This window comes from Polluticoccus soli, assembly GCF_029269745.1.
GTDB lineage: Bacteria > Bacteroidota > Bacteroidia > Chitinophagales > Chitinophagaceae > Polluticoccus > Polluticoccus soli.
The window spans coordinates 2279934-2295060 of record NZ_JARJHT010000001.1 but is presented as its reverse complement, the minus strand read 5'-3'; the positions used below and the strand labels follow the sequence as shown (position 1 = coordinate 2295060).

The 15127-nt window shown below is 46.0% G+C and carries 15 protein-coding genes; 8 read left to right on the top strand and 7 right to left on the bottom strand.

The genetic code is table 11. The annotated features are described in order from the left end of the window. Positions 1–78: 78 nt before the first annotated feature. The 5 genes from P2W83_RS10005 to P2W83_RS09985 all read left to right on the top strand — a co-directional run bounded on the left by P2W83_RS10005 (position 79) and on the right by P2W83_RS09985 (position 8079). The gene (locus tag P2W83_RS10005; protein ID WP_276133582.1) at positions 79–2988 is read left to right on the top strand and encodes a leucine--tRNA ligase; all 2910 of its coding nucleotides are present in this window, start codon (positions 79–81) and stop codon (positions 2986–2988) included. A 316-nt stretch (positions 2989–3304) separates the two neighbouring features. Further along, positions 3305–5314: an ATP-binding protein gene (locus tag P2W83_RS10000; RefSeq protein WP_276133581.1), complete on the top strand. Its 2010-nt coding sequence runs from the start codon at positions 3305–3307 to the stop codon at positions 5312–5314. A gap of 9 nt (positions 5315–5323) precedes the next feature. Next, entirely contained in the window at positions 5324–6325 is a 1002-nt protein-coding gene (locus tag P2W83_RS09995; protein ID WP_276133580.1) for a hypothetical protein, read from the top strand. Positions 6326–6735: 410 nt separating this feature from the next. Then, positions 6736–6936 carry a hypothetical protein gene (locus P2W83_RS09990; protein WP_276133579.1) on the top strand — a complete coding sequence of 67 codons (201 nt, stop codon included), beginning with the start codon at positions 6736–6738 and terminating at the stop codon, positions 6934–6936. Between the two features lie 105 nt (positions 6937–7041). Continuing rightward, entirely contained in the window at positions 7042–8079 is a 1038-nt protein-coding gene (locus P2W83_RS09985) for an LLM class flavin-dependent oxidoreductase (protein ID WP_276133578.1), read from the top strand. A gap of 98 nt (positions 8080–8177) precedes the next feature. Here the strand turns inward: P2W83_RS09985 and P2W83_RS09980 are convergent, their stop codons facing one another. Beyond that, a complete protein-coding gene (locus P2W83_RS09980) occupies positions 8178–8492 on the bottom strand; it encodes a GIY-YIG nuclease family protein (RefSeq protein ID WP_276133577.1) in 315 nt (104 codons plus the stop codon). 259 nt (positions 8493–8751) lie between these two features. Between P2W83_RS09980 and P2W83_RS09975 the strand changes: the two genes are divergently transcribed. Continuing rightward, entirely contained in the window at positions 8752–9189 is a 438-nt protein-coding gene (locus tag P2W83_RS09975) for a hypothetical protein (RefSeq protein WP_276133576.1), read from the top strand. Between the two features lie 163 nt (positions 9190–9352). Further along, entirely contained in the window at positions 9353–9979 is a 627-nt protein-coding gene (locus tag P2W83_RS09970; protein ID WP_276133575.1) for an SCO family protein, read from the top strand. Positions 9980–9981: 2 nt separating this feature from the next. On the opposite strand, the gene chrA is transcribed toward P2W83_RS09970, so the two are convergent. Then, entirely contained in the window at positions 9982–11154 is a 1173-nt protein-coding gene (chrA, locus tag P2W83_RS09965) for a chromate efflux transporter (RefSeq protein ID WP_276133574.1), read from the bottom strand. A 294-nt stretch (positions 11155–11448) separates the two neighbouring features. Here chrA and pdxH point away from each other — a divergent pair, with 294 nt between their 5' ends. Then, on the top strand, positions 11449–12093 hold the full coding sequence (pdxH, locus tag P2W83_RS09960) for a pyridoxamine 5'-phosphate oxidase (RefSeq protein WP_276133573.1): 645 nt from the start codon (positions 11449–11451) through the stop codon (positions 12091–12093). A gap of 1 nt (position 12094) precedes the next feature. Here pdxH and P2W83_RS09955 read toward each other — a convergent pair whose 3' ends face one another. The 5 genes from P2W83_RS09955 to rsgA form a co-directional block, all read right to left on the bottom strand. Beyond that, complete coding sequence (locus P2W83_RS09955; RefSeq protein WP_276133572.1) at positions 12095–13075, bottom strand: SDR family oxidoreductase; 981 nt, start codon at positions 13073–13075, stop codon at positions 12095–12097. Between the two features lie 66 nt (positions 13076–13141). Further along, on the bottom strand, positions 13142–13255 hold the full coding sequence (locus P2W83_RS09950; RefSeq protein ID WP_276133571.1) for a 30S ribosomal protein THX: 114 nt from the start codon (positions 13253–13255) through the stop codon (positions 13142–13144). Between the two features lie 87 nt (positions 13256–13342). Then, positions 13343–13627 carry an HU family DNA-binding protein gene (locus P2W83_RS09945; protein WP_276133570.1) on the bottom strand — a complete coding sequence of 95 codons (285 nt, stop codon included), beginning with the start codon at positions 13625–13627 and terminating at the stop codon, positions 13343–13345. Positions 13628–13867: 240 nt separating this feature from the next. Then, positions 13868–14173 (bottom strand): DUF4286 family protein, encoded by a 306-nt coding sequence (locus P2W83_RS09940; protein WP_276133569.1) that lies wholly within the window; start codon positions 14171–14173, stop codon positions 13868–13870. Between the two features lie 7 nt (positions 14174–14180). Then, positions 14181–15116 (bottom strand): ribosome small subunit-dependent GTPase A, encoded by a 936-nt coding sequence (rsgA, locus tag P2W83_RS09935; RefSeq protein WP_276133568.1) that lies wholly within the window; start codon positions 15114–15116, stop codon positions 14181–14183. Between the last annotated feature and the right edge of the window lie 11 nt (positions 15117–15127).

Here is a 15127-nt window from a genome sequence, read left to right as displayed (position 1 = left end):
AGCGCGCCCTCACCGGCGCGCTTTTCTTATAACCCGCCGCTTTCGTACTTTTGGCATTCGATTTTTATATATAATGCTATGGAATACGGTTTTCGGGAATTAGAACAGAAGTGGAAACAATACTGGAAAGAGAATAAAGTATATCAGGTCAGCAACAAGTCTGACAAGCCCAAATGTTATGTGCTCGATATGTTCCCTTACCCAAGCGGTGCGGGGCTGCACGTAGGGCACCCGCTCGGTTATATCGCTTCAGATATCTATGCCCGCTACAAAAGGCTGAAAGGTTTTAACGTGCTGCACCCAATGGGCTACGATGCCTTCGGTCTGCCGGCAGAACAATATGCACTGGAAACAGGCCAGCACCCTGCAGTGACAACGGAAAAGAACATTGCCCGCTACAGGGAGCAGCTGGATAATATAGGCTTCTGCTACGACTGGGACCGCGAAGTGCGCACCAGCGATCCGTCGTACTACAAATGGACGCAGTGGATATTCCTGCAGTTGTTCCATAGCTGGTACGACCGCAAGCTCAACAAAGCAAGGCCCATCTCTGAGCTGATCAAAATATTTGAGAAAGAAGGCAACAGCAAGAACACTTGTCCGGCCGATGCAAAACTATGCTTCGACTCAAAGACATGGAAAGGCTATACGGAAACCGAGAAGCGCGACATACTGATGCACTACCGCATAGCCTACCTGAGCTATGCAGAAGTATGGTGGTGCGAAGCCCTGGGTACTGTACTGGCCAACGACGAAGTAGTGAACGGCGTATCAGAACGCGGTGGCTACCCTGTTGTGAAGAAACAAATGCGCCAGTGGTTCTTGCGTATTACCGAATATGCCGACCGCCTGCTGAGCAGCCTCGATACGCTCGACTGGACCGAGGCTATGAAGGAAATGCAGCGCAACTGGATAGGCAAAAGCAACGGCGCTGAAGTACACTTCGATGTATTCGGCTTTTCTGATAAAAAGATCACTGTCTTCACCACAAGGCCTGATACGATATTCGGTGTAGACTTTATGGTGCTGGCGCCTGAACACCCGCTGGTAGATGAGATAGCAACGGATGAACAGAAGGAAGCCATTGCAGAATACAAGACCTACGTAATGAGCCGCTCCGAACGCGAGCGCATGTCGGAAGTAAAACAGGTGACAGGTTGCTTTACCGGCGCTTATGCCACACACCCGTTCACGCACAAACAGATCCCCGTTTGGATATCTGAATATGTGCTGGCTGGTTACGGCACCGGCGCTATCATGGCTGTGCCCAGCGGCGATGAACGCGACCATGCCTTTGCGAAATATTTTGAGATACCCATCACCAATATCTTCGGGCTGAACTATAGCGGCAACGATGCATATACGTCAAAAGCGGGCAAGCTGGATAACAGTGGTTTCCTGGAGGGCATTGACATTGCGCAGGCTGCCCCTATAGCCATCAGGGCTATCGAAGACGCAGGCGTGGGCCACTCAAAGGTCAACTACAGGCTTCGAGATGCGGGCTTCAGCCGTCAGCGCTATTGGGGTGAGCCATTTCCGATCATCTATATTCACGATACGCCTTATGGCATTGATGAAAAAGAACTGGACATAGACGACCAACTGCGCAAGGTGCCGGTAGAACTGCCAATGGTAGAACACTACAAGCCCGGTCCTGAAGGACAGGGCCCGCTGGCCAACGTGCGCAACTGGGTAGAAACCCCCGGCGGCATGCGCGAGACCAACACGATGCCGGGTTATGCAGGCAGCAGCTGGTATTTCCTGCGCTATGCCGACCCGCACAACGATAAAGAATTTGCAGGCAAAGAAGCCACCAGCTACTGGCGCGAGGTGGATATATACGTAGGCGGTACCGAGCACGCGGTAGGCCACCTGCTGTATAGCCGCATGTGGACCAAAGTGCTGTACGATCTTGGCCATATTGACTTTGGAGAGCCGTTCAAGAAACTGGTGAACCAGGGTATGATACAGGGGATTTCAAAGTTTGCTTACAAGCTGATAAAGACCGGCACTTTTGTTTCGAAAGGCGTGCTGGAAAAAATAAAAGACAAGAACAACAACGACGAAGCCATTGAGTTCCTGCGTGAGCAGAACAGGTACAAGGCGGGTGAGTCTGCATTGTTTACCGGTGAAGTGCCGAGCCAGGCGTTGCATGCCGATATCTCTTTCGTGAACGATAAGGACGAACTGGATATCGACCGCTTCAGAGCATGGCGTCCTGACTATGCTAATGCAACCTTTATTGGCGAAGATGGTAACGTTATTACCGGCAAAGGCAGCTTTGTATGCGTGAGCGAGGTAGAGAAGATGAGTAAGAGCAAGTACAACGTGGTGAACCCTGACGATATCGTTGCTCAATACGGTGCCGATACCTTCCGCATGTACGAGATGTTCCTTGGGCCGATAGACGTGAGCAAGCCATGGGATACCAAAGGCATTGAAGGCGTGCACCGCTTCCTGAAAAAATTCTGGCGCTTGTACTTCGACGAGCAGAAAGGCTGGATCGTAACGGACGAAAAAGCGACAGAAGCAGAACTGCGCGCCACACACAAAACCATCAAGAAAGTAGGCGAAGACATAGAACGCTTCTCGTTCAATACAGCAGTAAGCCAGTTCATGATATGCGTGAACGAGCTGACCGGGTTGAACTGCCACAAAAAAGAAGTGCTGGAGCCGCTGGCTGTTGCCATCGCGCCATTTGCGCCGCACCTGGCCGAAGAGCTGTGGAGTCACCTTGGCCACAAGACCACGGTGCTGGATGCAGCCTTCCCTGTAGCAGATGAAAAGCACATTGCTGAAAGCAGTAAGAAATATCCTGTTGCTGTAAACGGTAAGACGAGGGTGGAAATGGAATTCCCGCTGGATATAGCCAGCGAAGTACTGGAAGCCGAAGTGCTGGCCGATGCCACTGTTCAAAAATGGCTGGAAGGCAAAACGCCGAAGAAGATCATATATGTGAAAGGGAAGATGATCAATGTGGTAGTGTAAGCTTCTTGGAAATTACAAAACAGAAAAGCCGCCGGATGGCGGCTTTCTTATTTTACCCTGCTGAACTGGCAGTATCAACCTGCCTAATAGCCTTGTCATTCTGAGCCGTGCGAAGAATCTCCTGAGACTCAGCGGTGCAGCCCAATAATAAAGCGAAATGTAAAGCAGCCTTATGTACCAGGGGACTGTATGCCTATAAATCTGCAGTGGCGTTGGCACCGTTGAAAGGAAGGATGGCCATTAGGCAACGTTTATTTAAATGTAACCGTGACAGCGCATATCCTTCAATGCAAAATATCTGTAAATTTGTCAAGCCATGTCAAAAGATCTAACTATAACCGTCGAACAAGATCATATCGAGTCTCTTACTCGAGCTAATGGAATTACCGCATTATCTGAATTAATCTGGAATGCCCTTGATGCTGATGCTACAGAAGTGCGAGTCAACTATCATAAAAATGCACTCGGTAAATATGAAAAGATTGTGGTTCAGGACAACGGACACGGTCTCGAATACACGAAAGCTGAAGAAGTTTTTAAAAGATTAGGAGGATCACAGAAAAAATCACAGCCCACGAGTCCAAATGGAAGACCTTATCATGGTAAAGAAGGGAAAGGCCGCTACAAATCATTTGCGCTCGGCGATCTTGTGCAGTTCGAAAGCATCTATTCGGAAAATGGGAGTTCCAAAACATTTAACCTTACGATCGACCGCAATACTTTGCGAAAGCCGATATTGGGAGACTTAAAAAGCCTACCATCGAAGGCATCATCATCCTTCGTTGTGACGATTCATAACATTGATGATAAGGTTGCTGATGAAGCATTTAGGAAAGAAAGTCGTTCAGACCTACAGGAAAAGTTTGCATCATATCACATTAGTTATCCCGATTTTCAAATTGTCATTAATGGTCAAAACCTGGAATTTGACAATTTAAAGCGTAATACCTTTGAAAAAGACATCGATGAAGTACTAATAGAGGATAAACGGTACACTTTCAAAATCAAAGTCATCGAATGGAATTTCGACAATAAGAAAAAAACATACTTGTGTGGTGACAAAGGGATTCCATTCAAGGAAATCGCTTTAGGAATACGATCAAGCTTACCAATTTCAATCTTCATCCAATCAGACTACATTGAAAAGCTTCATAGAGAAAACAAGCTGGTACTGTCGGAAATGGATGAAAATGTAGAGGCGATTTACAACGAGGCGAAAAAAATCGCAAGAAATTACGTCCGCGAAAGACTACACTTCTATTCTAAAGAGTTTATCAATGATTTAAAAAGGGAAAAAGTCTACCCATACACCGATGAAGCGGTCAACGATGTAGAAATAGCAAAAAGACAAGTATTTGATATAGTAGCTCTTCAGGTAAATGAATATCTACCTTCATTTAATGAACAAGATATTGCAAGCAAAAAACTTACTTTAATGCTTCTTAAAGAGGCATTGGAAAGCAATACCTCTAGCCTGCAAAAAATATTAGCTGAAGTTGTTGGATTACCTGATGATAAGAGAGATGAATTAGCAGATCTTCTTGAAAAGACGTCTTTGGAAAATATTATTGATACGATGAAGGAGCTGACAGACCGGTTGACCTTCTTGCGCGCGCTTGAACTTTTAATTTACGATCCGGAGCATTCTAAAAGTGTTTTAGAGAGACGTCATTTACACAAAATCATTGTTAAAGAAACATGGGTGTTCGGCGATGAATATACATATGGCGCAGATGACATAACGCTACAAAACGTTTTAAGGCAATATTTAAAAGAATTAGGCAGAGAGGATTTTGAAGAGGTTGTAAAAAGTGAAGACAATTCCCAATTACAAACAATACCGGATGTTTGTCTTTGGAAGCAATTTTCAACTGGTGCCGGGAAAAGCTATATCAATTTAGTAGTTGAATTAAAAAAACCGGATGTGGATGCTGGTTTCGACCAGCTAAGACAAATTCAATCCTATGCTCAAAAAGTCATTAAAGATAGCAGGTTCCCTAAAGAAAATACCAAGTGGGTCTTCATACTCCTCACTAGAAATATTAAGGACGAAATTGAGCCGCAGGTAGGGCAGCAACACCGAGAATATGGACATGTAACCGAACATTCTAACGCCGATGTTTGGGTATTGCCTTGGGGGAACATAATACAAAAGGCGAAAATACGCTACCAATATGTCAAGGATAAAGTAAATATCAATTTTTCAGACAATGAAAATGCATTAGCTCTGCTAAAGGAAAAGTATTCCGAATATTTACCTGAAAACTTTGACGCCCCCAAAGAAAATAAAACAACGGAAGTCAAGGAAACATCAGACGTGTTATAACTGAGCATAATGGACATAGTTAAAACAATTCAGGAGCAGATGGCGGCTATCAAAAAATATGATAGCTCTATTTTCCTTGACACGGTCTTTACTCATTTACAACGTGCTGAGTATTTCTTTCGCCAAGGAAAGGAAACTAGTGACGATCAATTTTATACGGATGTAATATACAGGTGTAATCAGGCCTTTGAAGGTGGGCTGAAGGAGGCGTATAAAATACTAGCTCAAAAGGACGAACATTCTGTTTCTCAGGAAACTCCGAATAATATTGAAAAATATTTTGCATCAAATAAGCTGTTCAAAGACAGAGTATTAAAACAGTTCGAAAATTATCGGAAAGAATGGAGAAACAAGTCAACACACGACCATAAGCTGTTCTTTGACCAAAGCGAAGCTTTTTTAGCACTAGTCAGTGTGTCCGCTTTTATATACCTATTATTCAACCAGATACTTGAACAGCTGGGCTTTGCCAACAGTGTCGCACAAAGCAACAATCTGCCACGGAATAGTGAATCGCTTGCCAATCTTGCTATTACGGAAGCAATTGAATTAATTATCGACTCTTTCTTACAACAATTTGAAAAAAGTAGTGTAGACACCAGTATGAAAGAGCAGGTATTTTCAGGGATGCTTCATGGCTTTTTAGCACAAACGTTCCCTCAAATAAAAATACGCCGAGAACCCCTTATTGTTAGTAACAACTATCTTTTAAGGCCGGATTTTGTGTTTGAGATTAACAATAGCCCATGTATTCTTGAAGTAAAGCGGCGAATAGACATTGGCGTGAGAGATGCTGATATACACCAGGTGATAACCTACATGAATGCGACGGGCGCTCGGCATGCAGTCTTATTTTATTACGCCCGCTCAGATCGAAAGATGCTGAAACAAACTGCAACCCATACAATAAACGCTAAAACATATCATATAGTTGTTTATGCTCCAGCACCTGCGGCAAACCTCTTCACTTCACTAGCACACAAAGATTCATCACCAACCATTGATAATTGAAGCATTGCAAGCTACCTGTTTTACAGCAACTAGGCTGGTCTTCTCAAAAAGGCGGTAGCGTTACAAATAAAACAGTCTCGCGTAATTTCTAACTACGTGCTACAAGCTAATTAAGATTGTACTTTATCAATTTTTCATTGACAACGTCATCAATGATTGGTTGTGACACTTCCCGGTCATCCTCTGCGTTAAATTCTGACCGGCATTTGAAATACAGCAGCTCAAAGCGAGAAACGCAGTATCCAGTTGTTCGTGTATTCTTCATCTATCAGCCAACTGAACATCTCATCTTACGACCGTTCCTTGAATGCCGGTCAGAGACCGGCTGGACTGGATTGACACGAGTGGTCCTGCGGAACACCCGCGCCAGTAATAGGTCTGCACTTATCATTTCTTTACCTTCATGCTCCATGCGTAGCACCACAAAACTGAAACATATATTGCAACTATACACCGTAACCCTCGATATGAATGAAGATGGAGAAATGCAACTTATGATCTTTGATAAGAGGGATAATTCTTCAGAAGAGTTTATTAATAAATCTTATTCTATTGTGGTAGACAAGGCATTCAGGTATATGATGAAAAAATTACCCTCCAAAAGACGGTAGGCAAAGCCACTGATAGTCAGCGGCTTTTTCAGTGGCCCGCATTATTGATGAGCATGCTAATTCGTTCCTGGGTAAATTTGATCATTAAATCATAACCCGGATATCATGGAAATCGGAGTTGATAGTTTCGCAGCCATGTTTAGTGGCGACAGCAGTAAAATGATAAGCGATGCAGACGCCATGGCGCAGCTGCTGGATCGGATAGTACATGCGGATCGCATGGGCCTCGACGTGTTCGGCATTGGAGAACACCACAGGAAGGGATTTCTTGACTCAGCTCCCACCCTTATCCTTGCCGCTGCTGCCGCCCGTACAGAGAAGATACGGCTTACAAGTGCAGTTACAGTGCTAAGTGCGGCAGACCCTGTAAGGGTTTTTCAAAGTTTTGCTACGCTTGACCTGATCTCGAAAGGGCGGGCGGAAATGGTAGTGGGGCGCGGTTCATTTATAGAAGCTTACCCGCTTTTTGGATATGACCTTAACGATTATGATGAGCTGTTTGCTGAGAAGCTCGATCTCTTGCTTAAAATTCGCGACAATGAGTTTGTAACATGGTCAGGCAAATTCCGTCCTGCAATTAACAATCAGCCGGTATATCCAAGACCTATCCAAACCTCCATACCCATTTGGTTGGGGGTAGGCGGCACACCACAATCGTTTGTTCGTGCTGGTATTCTTGGGTTGCCGCTGATGGTTGCTATCATAGGCGGACAGACACACTATTTTCGTCCGTCGGTTGATCTTTACCGCGAGGCTGGACAAAAAGCGGGTCATGCACCCGATAAATTAAAGGTAGGCATGCACTCGCTAGGCTATGTAGCAAGTACAACACAGCAGGCAATAGACGATTTTTATCCCGGCTATGCAGCCTCTATGACAAAAATTGGTAAGGAACGAGGCTGGCCACCAATGACCAGGAGAAGCTTTGACGACCAGGTGGGCCCCGGTGGCGCTTTGCTGGTTGGCAGCCCGGAAGATGTCGCAGCAAAAATTCTTCGCCATTCCAAGGCGCTTGGCGGTATTTCAAGGCTTACTTTTCAGCTAGACAGTGCAGAGCTACCGCATGAGAAATTGATGCAGTCTATAGAATTGATCGGCACCCAGTTAAAACCTTTAGTTCTTAAATCGTTGGCTGGGAATTGAGGCCAGCTGGAGCTTCCACCCCACCAAACGTCATTGCGAGGGAATATTTGCGAATGCAAATATGTACGAAGCAATCCAGCCACGTGTTGGGCATAGTACTACCATTGCTCAGGCCACCAATCTGTCAGGGTTAACGAAAGATCTGACCAATTCGGGTTAATGCCCGCTATCAGGCTTTCCTTCTGCTTCCTTTTACCACCTTTGATACGCTTTTCTTCGGCTATAGCTTCTTCAATGCTGCCGAAGTGCTTGTAGTAAACAAGCTGACAACAATTATTCTGCGCACTAAAACTACCAGGAAAAGCTTTGGACTTGTGTTCGATCATACGGCGTTCAAGATCGGACGTGACACCAGTATACAGCACCCGCTTGCTGACAGACGATAGTATATAAACAGTGCCACCTTTGTACATGAATTAAAGATAGTGGATACATGTTGTTTGTCCAGCGATTGAGTCTACCGTATTGCCTGTCCTACGCGTGGCTGGATTGCTTCGTACGTATCTGTGTTCACAGATACTCCCTCGCAATGACGTTTGGTGGTGATGGGAGGGGAAGGAAGGAGATGGAGACGGGCGGAGGGGTTACAGAGGACCATCAAATCACAATAAATTTCCGTATATTTGCTATAATAAAACCGCAGCCCAAAGCTGCGGATAAAACCACAACCCTATGCCCACCACCAACCTCGCCCACGAGCGGTTTGTTGCTGCTATGAAAGCAGGCAGCGATCGAATCACGGCTTATAAAGTAGCCTACCCTAATTCAACAGACGCCGCAGCAAGAGCCAATGTCTGCCGGTTGCTCAAAAACCAATATGTACACCAAATGTTGTCGGAAAATGATGCAGCGCTGGATGAACAGGCAACAAAAGCAACAATTCTGGCCCGGATCCAACGGCTGGAAGCGTACTACGACCAGCAGGCTGGGTTCTTAAAAATCATAGAGGGCGGCCTGGTAGAAAAGGTACGCAACGGCGAAAAACGGCTTGAAAAGCCTACCGTTACTGATAAACTGAAGGCTGCGCGCTTCGTGCTGAACCTGAAAGACAGCTTTACAAAACGCTATCCGCAGTATAGATCGGTTGAGGAAACCTGGGAAAACGGCTGACCAAAATGTTGTTTTTCCTTAATTCGTGACAAAAACGGCAACATTTGCTATCAACACATAGAAAAATCGCAAATTTCACCATCCAATATCAACTATCTAATATCCAATATCCAGTATCCAACACGCATTTCCCGTACCTTTGCACACGCACAATCAAGTCGTTATGAGTCGTAAAAAAGTAACCATCGCTCTCGTTTCTTTCTTTATCATCCTGGCAGCAGTGTTCATGACCTATTTCTACAAGGTGACACGCACTGATGCTAAAGTGTTGCCGGTCATAGGCCACGAAGGACACCGTGTAACTGATTTCGCCTTCACCGACCAGGATGGCAAAACCAGGACGATCACCGACGTGAAAGGAAAGATCTATGTAGTGGAGTACTTCTTTACTACCTGCAAAGGCATCTGCCCGAAGATGAACGAGAACATGACCAAGGTGTACGACGCGTTCAAAGGCAACGAAAGCGTGAAGATCCTATCGCATACAGTGGACCCTAAGAAAGATACTGTTGGTGCGATGAAACAATACAGCCTTCGCTTTGAAGCCGACCCGCAGCAATGGATGTTCCTGACCGGCGACAAAAAAGAACTGTACGACATGGCGCGCTACAGCTACCTGGTAACCGCATCGGACGATACAGCTGCAGTTGATATAGCCAACGACTTTATACACACAGACCGTTTTGTACTGGTAGACCGCGAAGGACAGATACGCGGCCAATACAAAGGCACCAACGTTGGCGAAGTGAACCAACTGATAGGCGACATTAAAGAGTTGCTGAAAGACTAGTCTTACATATTCATCGTCCACCCCAGCAGCAACCAGCCCAGCACAATAAGCGGCGCCGGTATGCGGGTGAACGACAGCAGGCAGAAAGTGATGACTGCCACAACGATGTTCATATACTCGAAAGGCATAGCCTGGAACAGCACGATACCCGATGCCCAGATGATACCTACGATGGCGGCATTGATCCCCTCCAGCGCGCGATAGATGATAACATGTTGCCGCAGGTTTTGGTAGATAGGAAACAAAAAGAACAATAGTAAGGTGCTGGGCAGAAACACCGCGATGGTGGCTACCGCGCTACCCGCAGCCTGCCACATCGGTCCCTGGTCGCTCATGACCATACCGCCCACATACGAGCATATGGAGAACACCGGTCCCGGCACAGCCTGTACAAGACCATAACCCGTCAGCAGGTCTTCGCCGGTAATGAGTGGCGGATGGCCCAGGAATATAGGCCTGTTCACGAACTGGAAGAGCATCATTGGCATCAGCGCCTGTCCGCCGCCAAACACGATGGCCCCAAAGCGGTAGAAGTTCTCGAAGAGGTTGAAGATGCGCCTGTTGGGCCAGTCGTGCACCCTGGCCATCTCGGACACGATACCCGCGGCTATGAACAGCACCGCAAACAGCCAGAGGTTGATCCAGCGTATGGGCTTGGGCTTTTCGGTAGCATCGGGGATACGCTTGTTACTGAAGTTGCTAATGGTGCCCGCAGCAAACAGTACTATAGGAAAGATCCACGGGAACTTGAATAGTAAGGTGACCACGATACTACCAAGCATGATACCGAACGTGGCCACGTGCTGTACACTGCTCCGCATCATACGCACAGCCGCAAAGCAGATGAAGCCAAACGACATCGGCTGTACATAGGTGAACAGGTTGGTTTGTACGTCCTTTACATTAAAGTAGTACACGATGAAGGCGAAGGCACTCATCATGACCGTTGCCGGCAGCAACCATAAAAGCAGGGTCAGTAAACCAAGGGGGATGCCGCCGCGCTTCATGGCTATCAGCATCACCGTTTGGGTAGACGATGGGCCCGGCAGCATTTGGCAAAAGGCGTTGTACTCCTGTAGTTCCTCCTCAGTAATGTAATGTCTGCGCTGGGCAAAGGTCTTCACCATCATGCCCAAATGCCCCTGGGGTCCGCCAAAAGCGGTAAATGAGTACATCAGTACTGATTTCAGGAACGGGACATGCCGCAAAAACATGAGGAGTAAAGCGGATTTGAGGCGAAAATTAGTTACAAAATAGGGAAATACATAAAAGCTGGCATTTCCGCCCCGTGTTTTGTATCTTGCAGCCCAAAATCGGAAAATCATATGCAGTCTTTAATACTTAGCGCGTTTTTTGATGCTGGTGAATCTATCGGACCAGTCCTGACTTATTTGGCTATCTTCTTGATGACCGTTGCACTGGTATACGTAATGGCTAAGTACCTGGGCTCAAAAAAATAACCCCATATTTTGTCCAACAGAAATATAGCGGACATACGAAAGGATTATCAGATGGCGGAGCTGGATGAAGCGACTGCCGGTGGTGATCCTTTCGCCTTTTTTGGCAAGTGGTTTGCCGAAGCCGAAGCCGCACAAGCCGAGGAGGTAAACGCGATGGTGCTTGCTACCGTAGACCTGCACAACAAACCACATGCCCGCATAGTGTTGCTGAAAGGTTTGGATGAAAAAGGGTTCGTCTTCTTTACCAACTACAGCAGCGCCAAGGGTCTGGAAATAGAAAGCAATCCATTCGTAGCACTGGTATTCTTCTGGACCGAGCTGGAAAGGCAGGTACGTATAGAAGGAAGGATAGAAAAGATAAGTGAGGAGGAAAGCGACCACTACTTCTCTACCCGCCCCGACGGTAGTAAGATTGGTGCCTGGTCATCGCCCCAAAGCCAGTCGATACCCGACAGGAGCATCCTGGAAAATAACTACAAACAATACGCCGATCAATTCGGAAACGACATTCCCCGTCCGCCACACTGGGGTGGCTATAGGGTGATCCCACACTATATAGAGTTCTGGCAAGGGCGCAGCAGCCGCATGCACGATCGTATCGTCTTCAGCGAAGACGCAATGGGTGAGTGGGTAAAAACAAGGCTTGCGCCTTAGATCATTTCATTATTTGCTGGAAGTACTCAACCGTTTTCTTTAGCCCGTCCTGGAAGCGATATGCGGGTGTATAACCCAACAGCTCTTGTGCCTTTGAGATGTCTGCAAGAGAATCACGAATATCACCGGAGCGAGGCTCACGGTAAGTTGGTGCATGTTTCGATCCAAGTATCTCACGGATGCTGTTGTACAGGGAGTTTACTGAGAAGTTCTCACCTACCGCAATGTTGTATACATGGCCGTATGCGTTATCATTATCGGCCAGTAACGCGCGGATGTTAGCTTGTACGGCGTTGTCTACATAAGTGAAGTCGCGGGTTTGTTCGCCGTCGCCATTTATGTGTACGGCTGAGCCATTCATGATGCCACTTACAAATAAGGGAATAACCGCAGCATAAGGGCCGTTAGGATCCTGGCGCGGGCCGAATACATTGAAGTAACGCAACCCTGCTACTTTCAGGTTGTACTGCATGGCAAACACAGCAGCATACAGTTCATCGGCCATTTTAGACACGGCATAGGGCGATAACAGGTTTCCAGTTCTCGCTTCGGTTTTAGGCAGGTTCGGCTCATCGCCATACACCGAAGAAGATGATGCATACACAAATGCCTTTGCCCCTGCATCCTTAGCTGCAGTGATCATATTCACAAAGCCGCCCACGTTCACGTCGTTAGTGGCAGCCGGATCGATAATGGAACGCGGTACGGAACCCAGCGCCGCCTGGTGGTTCACATAATCCATGCTCTCGCAGGCTTGCCTGCAAATAGCCGCATTGCGAATATCACCCTCTATAAATTCAAAATTGGGATAGCCGACGAAAAGCTCAATGTTGTATTGAAGGCCGGTAGACAAGTTGTCGAGCACACGCACTTTACCAGCTCCATTCTTCAGCAGGTATTCAGTTATGTGCGAACCAATAAAGCCAGCGCCCCCCGTTACCAGGAAACTGCTTTTGCTGATGTCTTTATTATGGAAAACCATTAGCGATCGAACTATAAGTGCGTAAAAAGCCACTCTTGCGAGTGGCTTTTAAAATTCAGTTGCAGATTAAGCTTTCTTGTCTGCTTTTGCTGTTGTCTTTTTTGTGCGAGCCAGCCTTGTTCTGCCAAAGCTTCCTTTAGCTATCTTGCCGCGCTTAGTGCGTTTATCACCTCTGCCCATAATAAATATTTTAGGATGCAAAAATAGTCAAAAAAAAGCAAGAAACACTTGCATGCCCCTTGCTTTCAACTCTCTCAGGTAGGTAAATTATTTCTTACCTGTACCGATTTTGGTAGAGAATTCTTTACCAGCTTTGAACTTTGGAACTTTGCGTGCTTTGATCTTGATCACTTCGCCTGTTTGTGGGTTGCGGCCGTTGCGGGCAGAACGCTCAGAAACAGAGAAAGTTCCAAAACCAACCAGCGTTACGCGGTCGCCTTTTTTCAAAGAAGAAACTACTGCATTAGTGAATGAATCCAATGCTTCGTTTGCTTGTGTTTTGGTAATGCCTGAATCTTTGGCAATTTTGTCGATCAGTTCAGCTTTGTTCATAGCTTGTGTGTTTGGTTGTGAAACAATACTTTTTTAAGAGGAATAAGCAAATATACTTAGCTTTCTATCAGTTCCAAATATTCTCAATTTTTTTTTGCAGGCCAAAACCCTTGCCAGTCGCTGCTTCCACAGTTTATCAACATGCATGCTCTAAATCAACATTGTCTAAAACCTTACTGATTAAGCTTTTCAGCATATTGGCAGGGAATTTGCTATTAACGAAATCGCTGCAAATGGCGTTTACGCAAGCTTTTCCATTACAGTACGAAAAGCAATGAATTTATTACCGAAACGGGCAAAACCTTTATCGCGCATCTTTTGCGCATGCTCTGCAATATAGGTATTGTACTGCTCCATGGTTTCGCAATAGTATTGCGCCACGTAGGTTTTCCCTTCTGTTTCATCCTGATCAAGCAGCTGGTACAAACGTGAATCGAAAAACATTCCAGTACCTACTACATCAGCCAGATGTTCTTGTTTCATCCAACTAACCCATTCGTCGGCAATGCTAGTGTCTACTTTTACAGTAACGTTATAAATGATCATAAAAAACTTACCACTTGGTTTCTATACTATCGAGGATTGTAACATAGCTAATGTAGCGATCCTCGCTTATTTTCTTATCCGCTACTGCCTGCTTCACTGCACATCCAGGTTCATTTATGTGCAGGCAATTATTGAAACGACAATCAGACATCACTGCACGCATTTCCGGAAAGTACTGCGAAAGCTCTTCTTTCTCAAAATCAATAAGCCCAAATTCTTTTACACCGGGCGTGTCGATGATGCAGCCGCCATCCGGCAGATCAAACATTTCGGCAAAGGTTGTTGTATGCTGTCCTTTGCCACTCCAGTCAGACACCTCTTGTGTTTTTAAGTTGATACCGGGCATGAGCTGATTGATCAAAGTGCTTTTACCTACGCCCGAGTGGCCACTGAATAATGTTGTCTTATCTTTTAGCCGCTCTTGCAATGGACGAATAGTATCAGGCTCTTTTGCAACAATAGCATACATTTCGTAGCCTGCGCCTTCATATATCTGCCGCCACTTTTCCAATATCAGCCTGTGTTTTTCCTTTAGCAGGTCAATTTTATTAATAACAATGATGGCTGGTATATGATAGGCTTCCGCCGTGATCAGGAAGCGATCTACAAAACCCAAAGATGTTCGCGGTTCGGCTATTGTAGCCATCACCAACGCAGCATCAAGGTTGGCTGCTACAATGTGTTTTTGATTTTTATTATGGGGCGAAACACGAACAATGTAGTTATTACGCCGCTCGATGGTTTTAATGGTACCGACTTTGTTCTCTGCATCTTCTTCTTCAAACACCACCTTGTCGCCAACTGCTATCGGGTTGGTGGAAGATATTTCTTCGTCGATCTTCAGCTTGCCTTTGATACGCGCTTTCCAAAACACTCCGTCGTCTGTTTTTACAGAATACCAGCTGCCGGTCGATTTATATATAAGTCCTTTGAGTTCGTTCATTTAACCAACGT

Coding starts and splice junctions, on each gene's coding strand:
- P2W83_RS10005 (WP_276133582.1), top strand. CDS start 79: ATGGAATACGGTTTTCGGGAATTAGAACAGAAGTGGAAACAATACTGG.
- P2W83_RS10000 (WP_276133581.1), top strand. CDS start 3,305: ATGTCAAAAGATCTAACTATAACCGTCGAACAAGATCATATCGAGTCT.
- P2W83_RS09995 (WP_276133580.1), top strand. CDS start 5,324: ATGGACATAGTTAAAACAATTCAGGAGCAGATGGCGGCTATCAAAAAA.
- P2W83_RS09990 (WP_276133579.1), top strand. CDS start 6,736: ATGCGTAGCACCACAAAACTGAAACATATATTGCAACTATACACCGTA.
- P2W83_RS09985 (WP_276133578.1), top strand. CDS start 7,042: ATGGAAATCGGAGTTGATAGTTTCGCAGCCATGTTTAGTGGCGACAGC.
- P2W83_RS09980 (WP_276133577.1), bottom strand. CDS start 8,492: ATGTACAAAGGTGGCACTGTTTATATACTATCGTCTGTCAGCAAGCGG.
- P2W83_RS09975 (WP_276133576.1), top strand. CDS start 8,752: ATGCCCACCACCAACCTCGCCCACGAGCGGTTTGTTGCTGCTATGAAA.
- P2W83_RS09970 (WP_276133575.1), top strand. CDS start 9,353: ATGAGTCGTAAAAAAGTAACCATCGCTCTCGTTTCTTTCTTTATCATC.
- chrA (WP_276133574.1), bottom strand. CDS start 11,154: ATGTACTCATTTACCGCTTTTGGCGGACCCCAGGGGCATTTGGGCATG.
- P2W83_RS09955 (WP_276133572.1), bottom strand. CDS start 13,075: ATGGTTTTCCATAATAAAGACATCAGCAAAAGCAGTTTCCTGGTAACG.
- P2W83_RS09950 (WP_276133571.1), bottom strand. CDS start 13,255: ATGGGCAGAGGTGATAAACGCACTAAGCGCGGCAAGATAGCTAAAGGA.
- P2W83_RS09945 (WP_276133570.1), bottom strand. CDS start 13,627: ATGAACAAAGCTGAACTGATCGACAAAATTGCCAAAGATTCAGGCATT.
- P2W83_RS09940 (WP_276133569.1), bottom strand. CDS start 14,173: ATGATCATTTATAACGTTACTGTAAAAGTAGACACTAGCATTGCCGAC.
- rsgA (WP_276133568.1), bottom strand. CDS start 15,116: ATGAACGAACTCAAAGGACTTATATATAAATCGACCGGCAGCTGGTAT.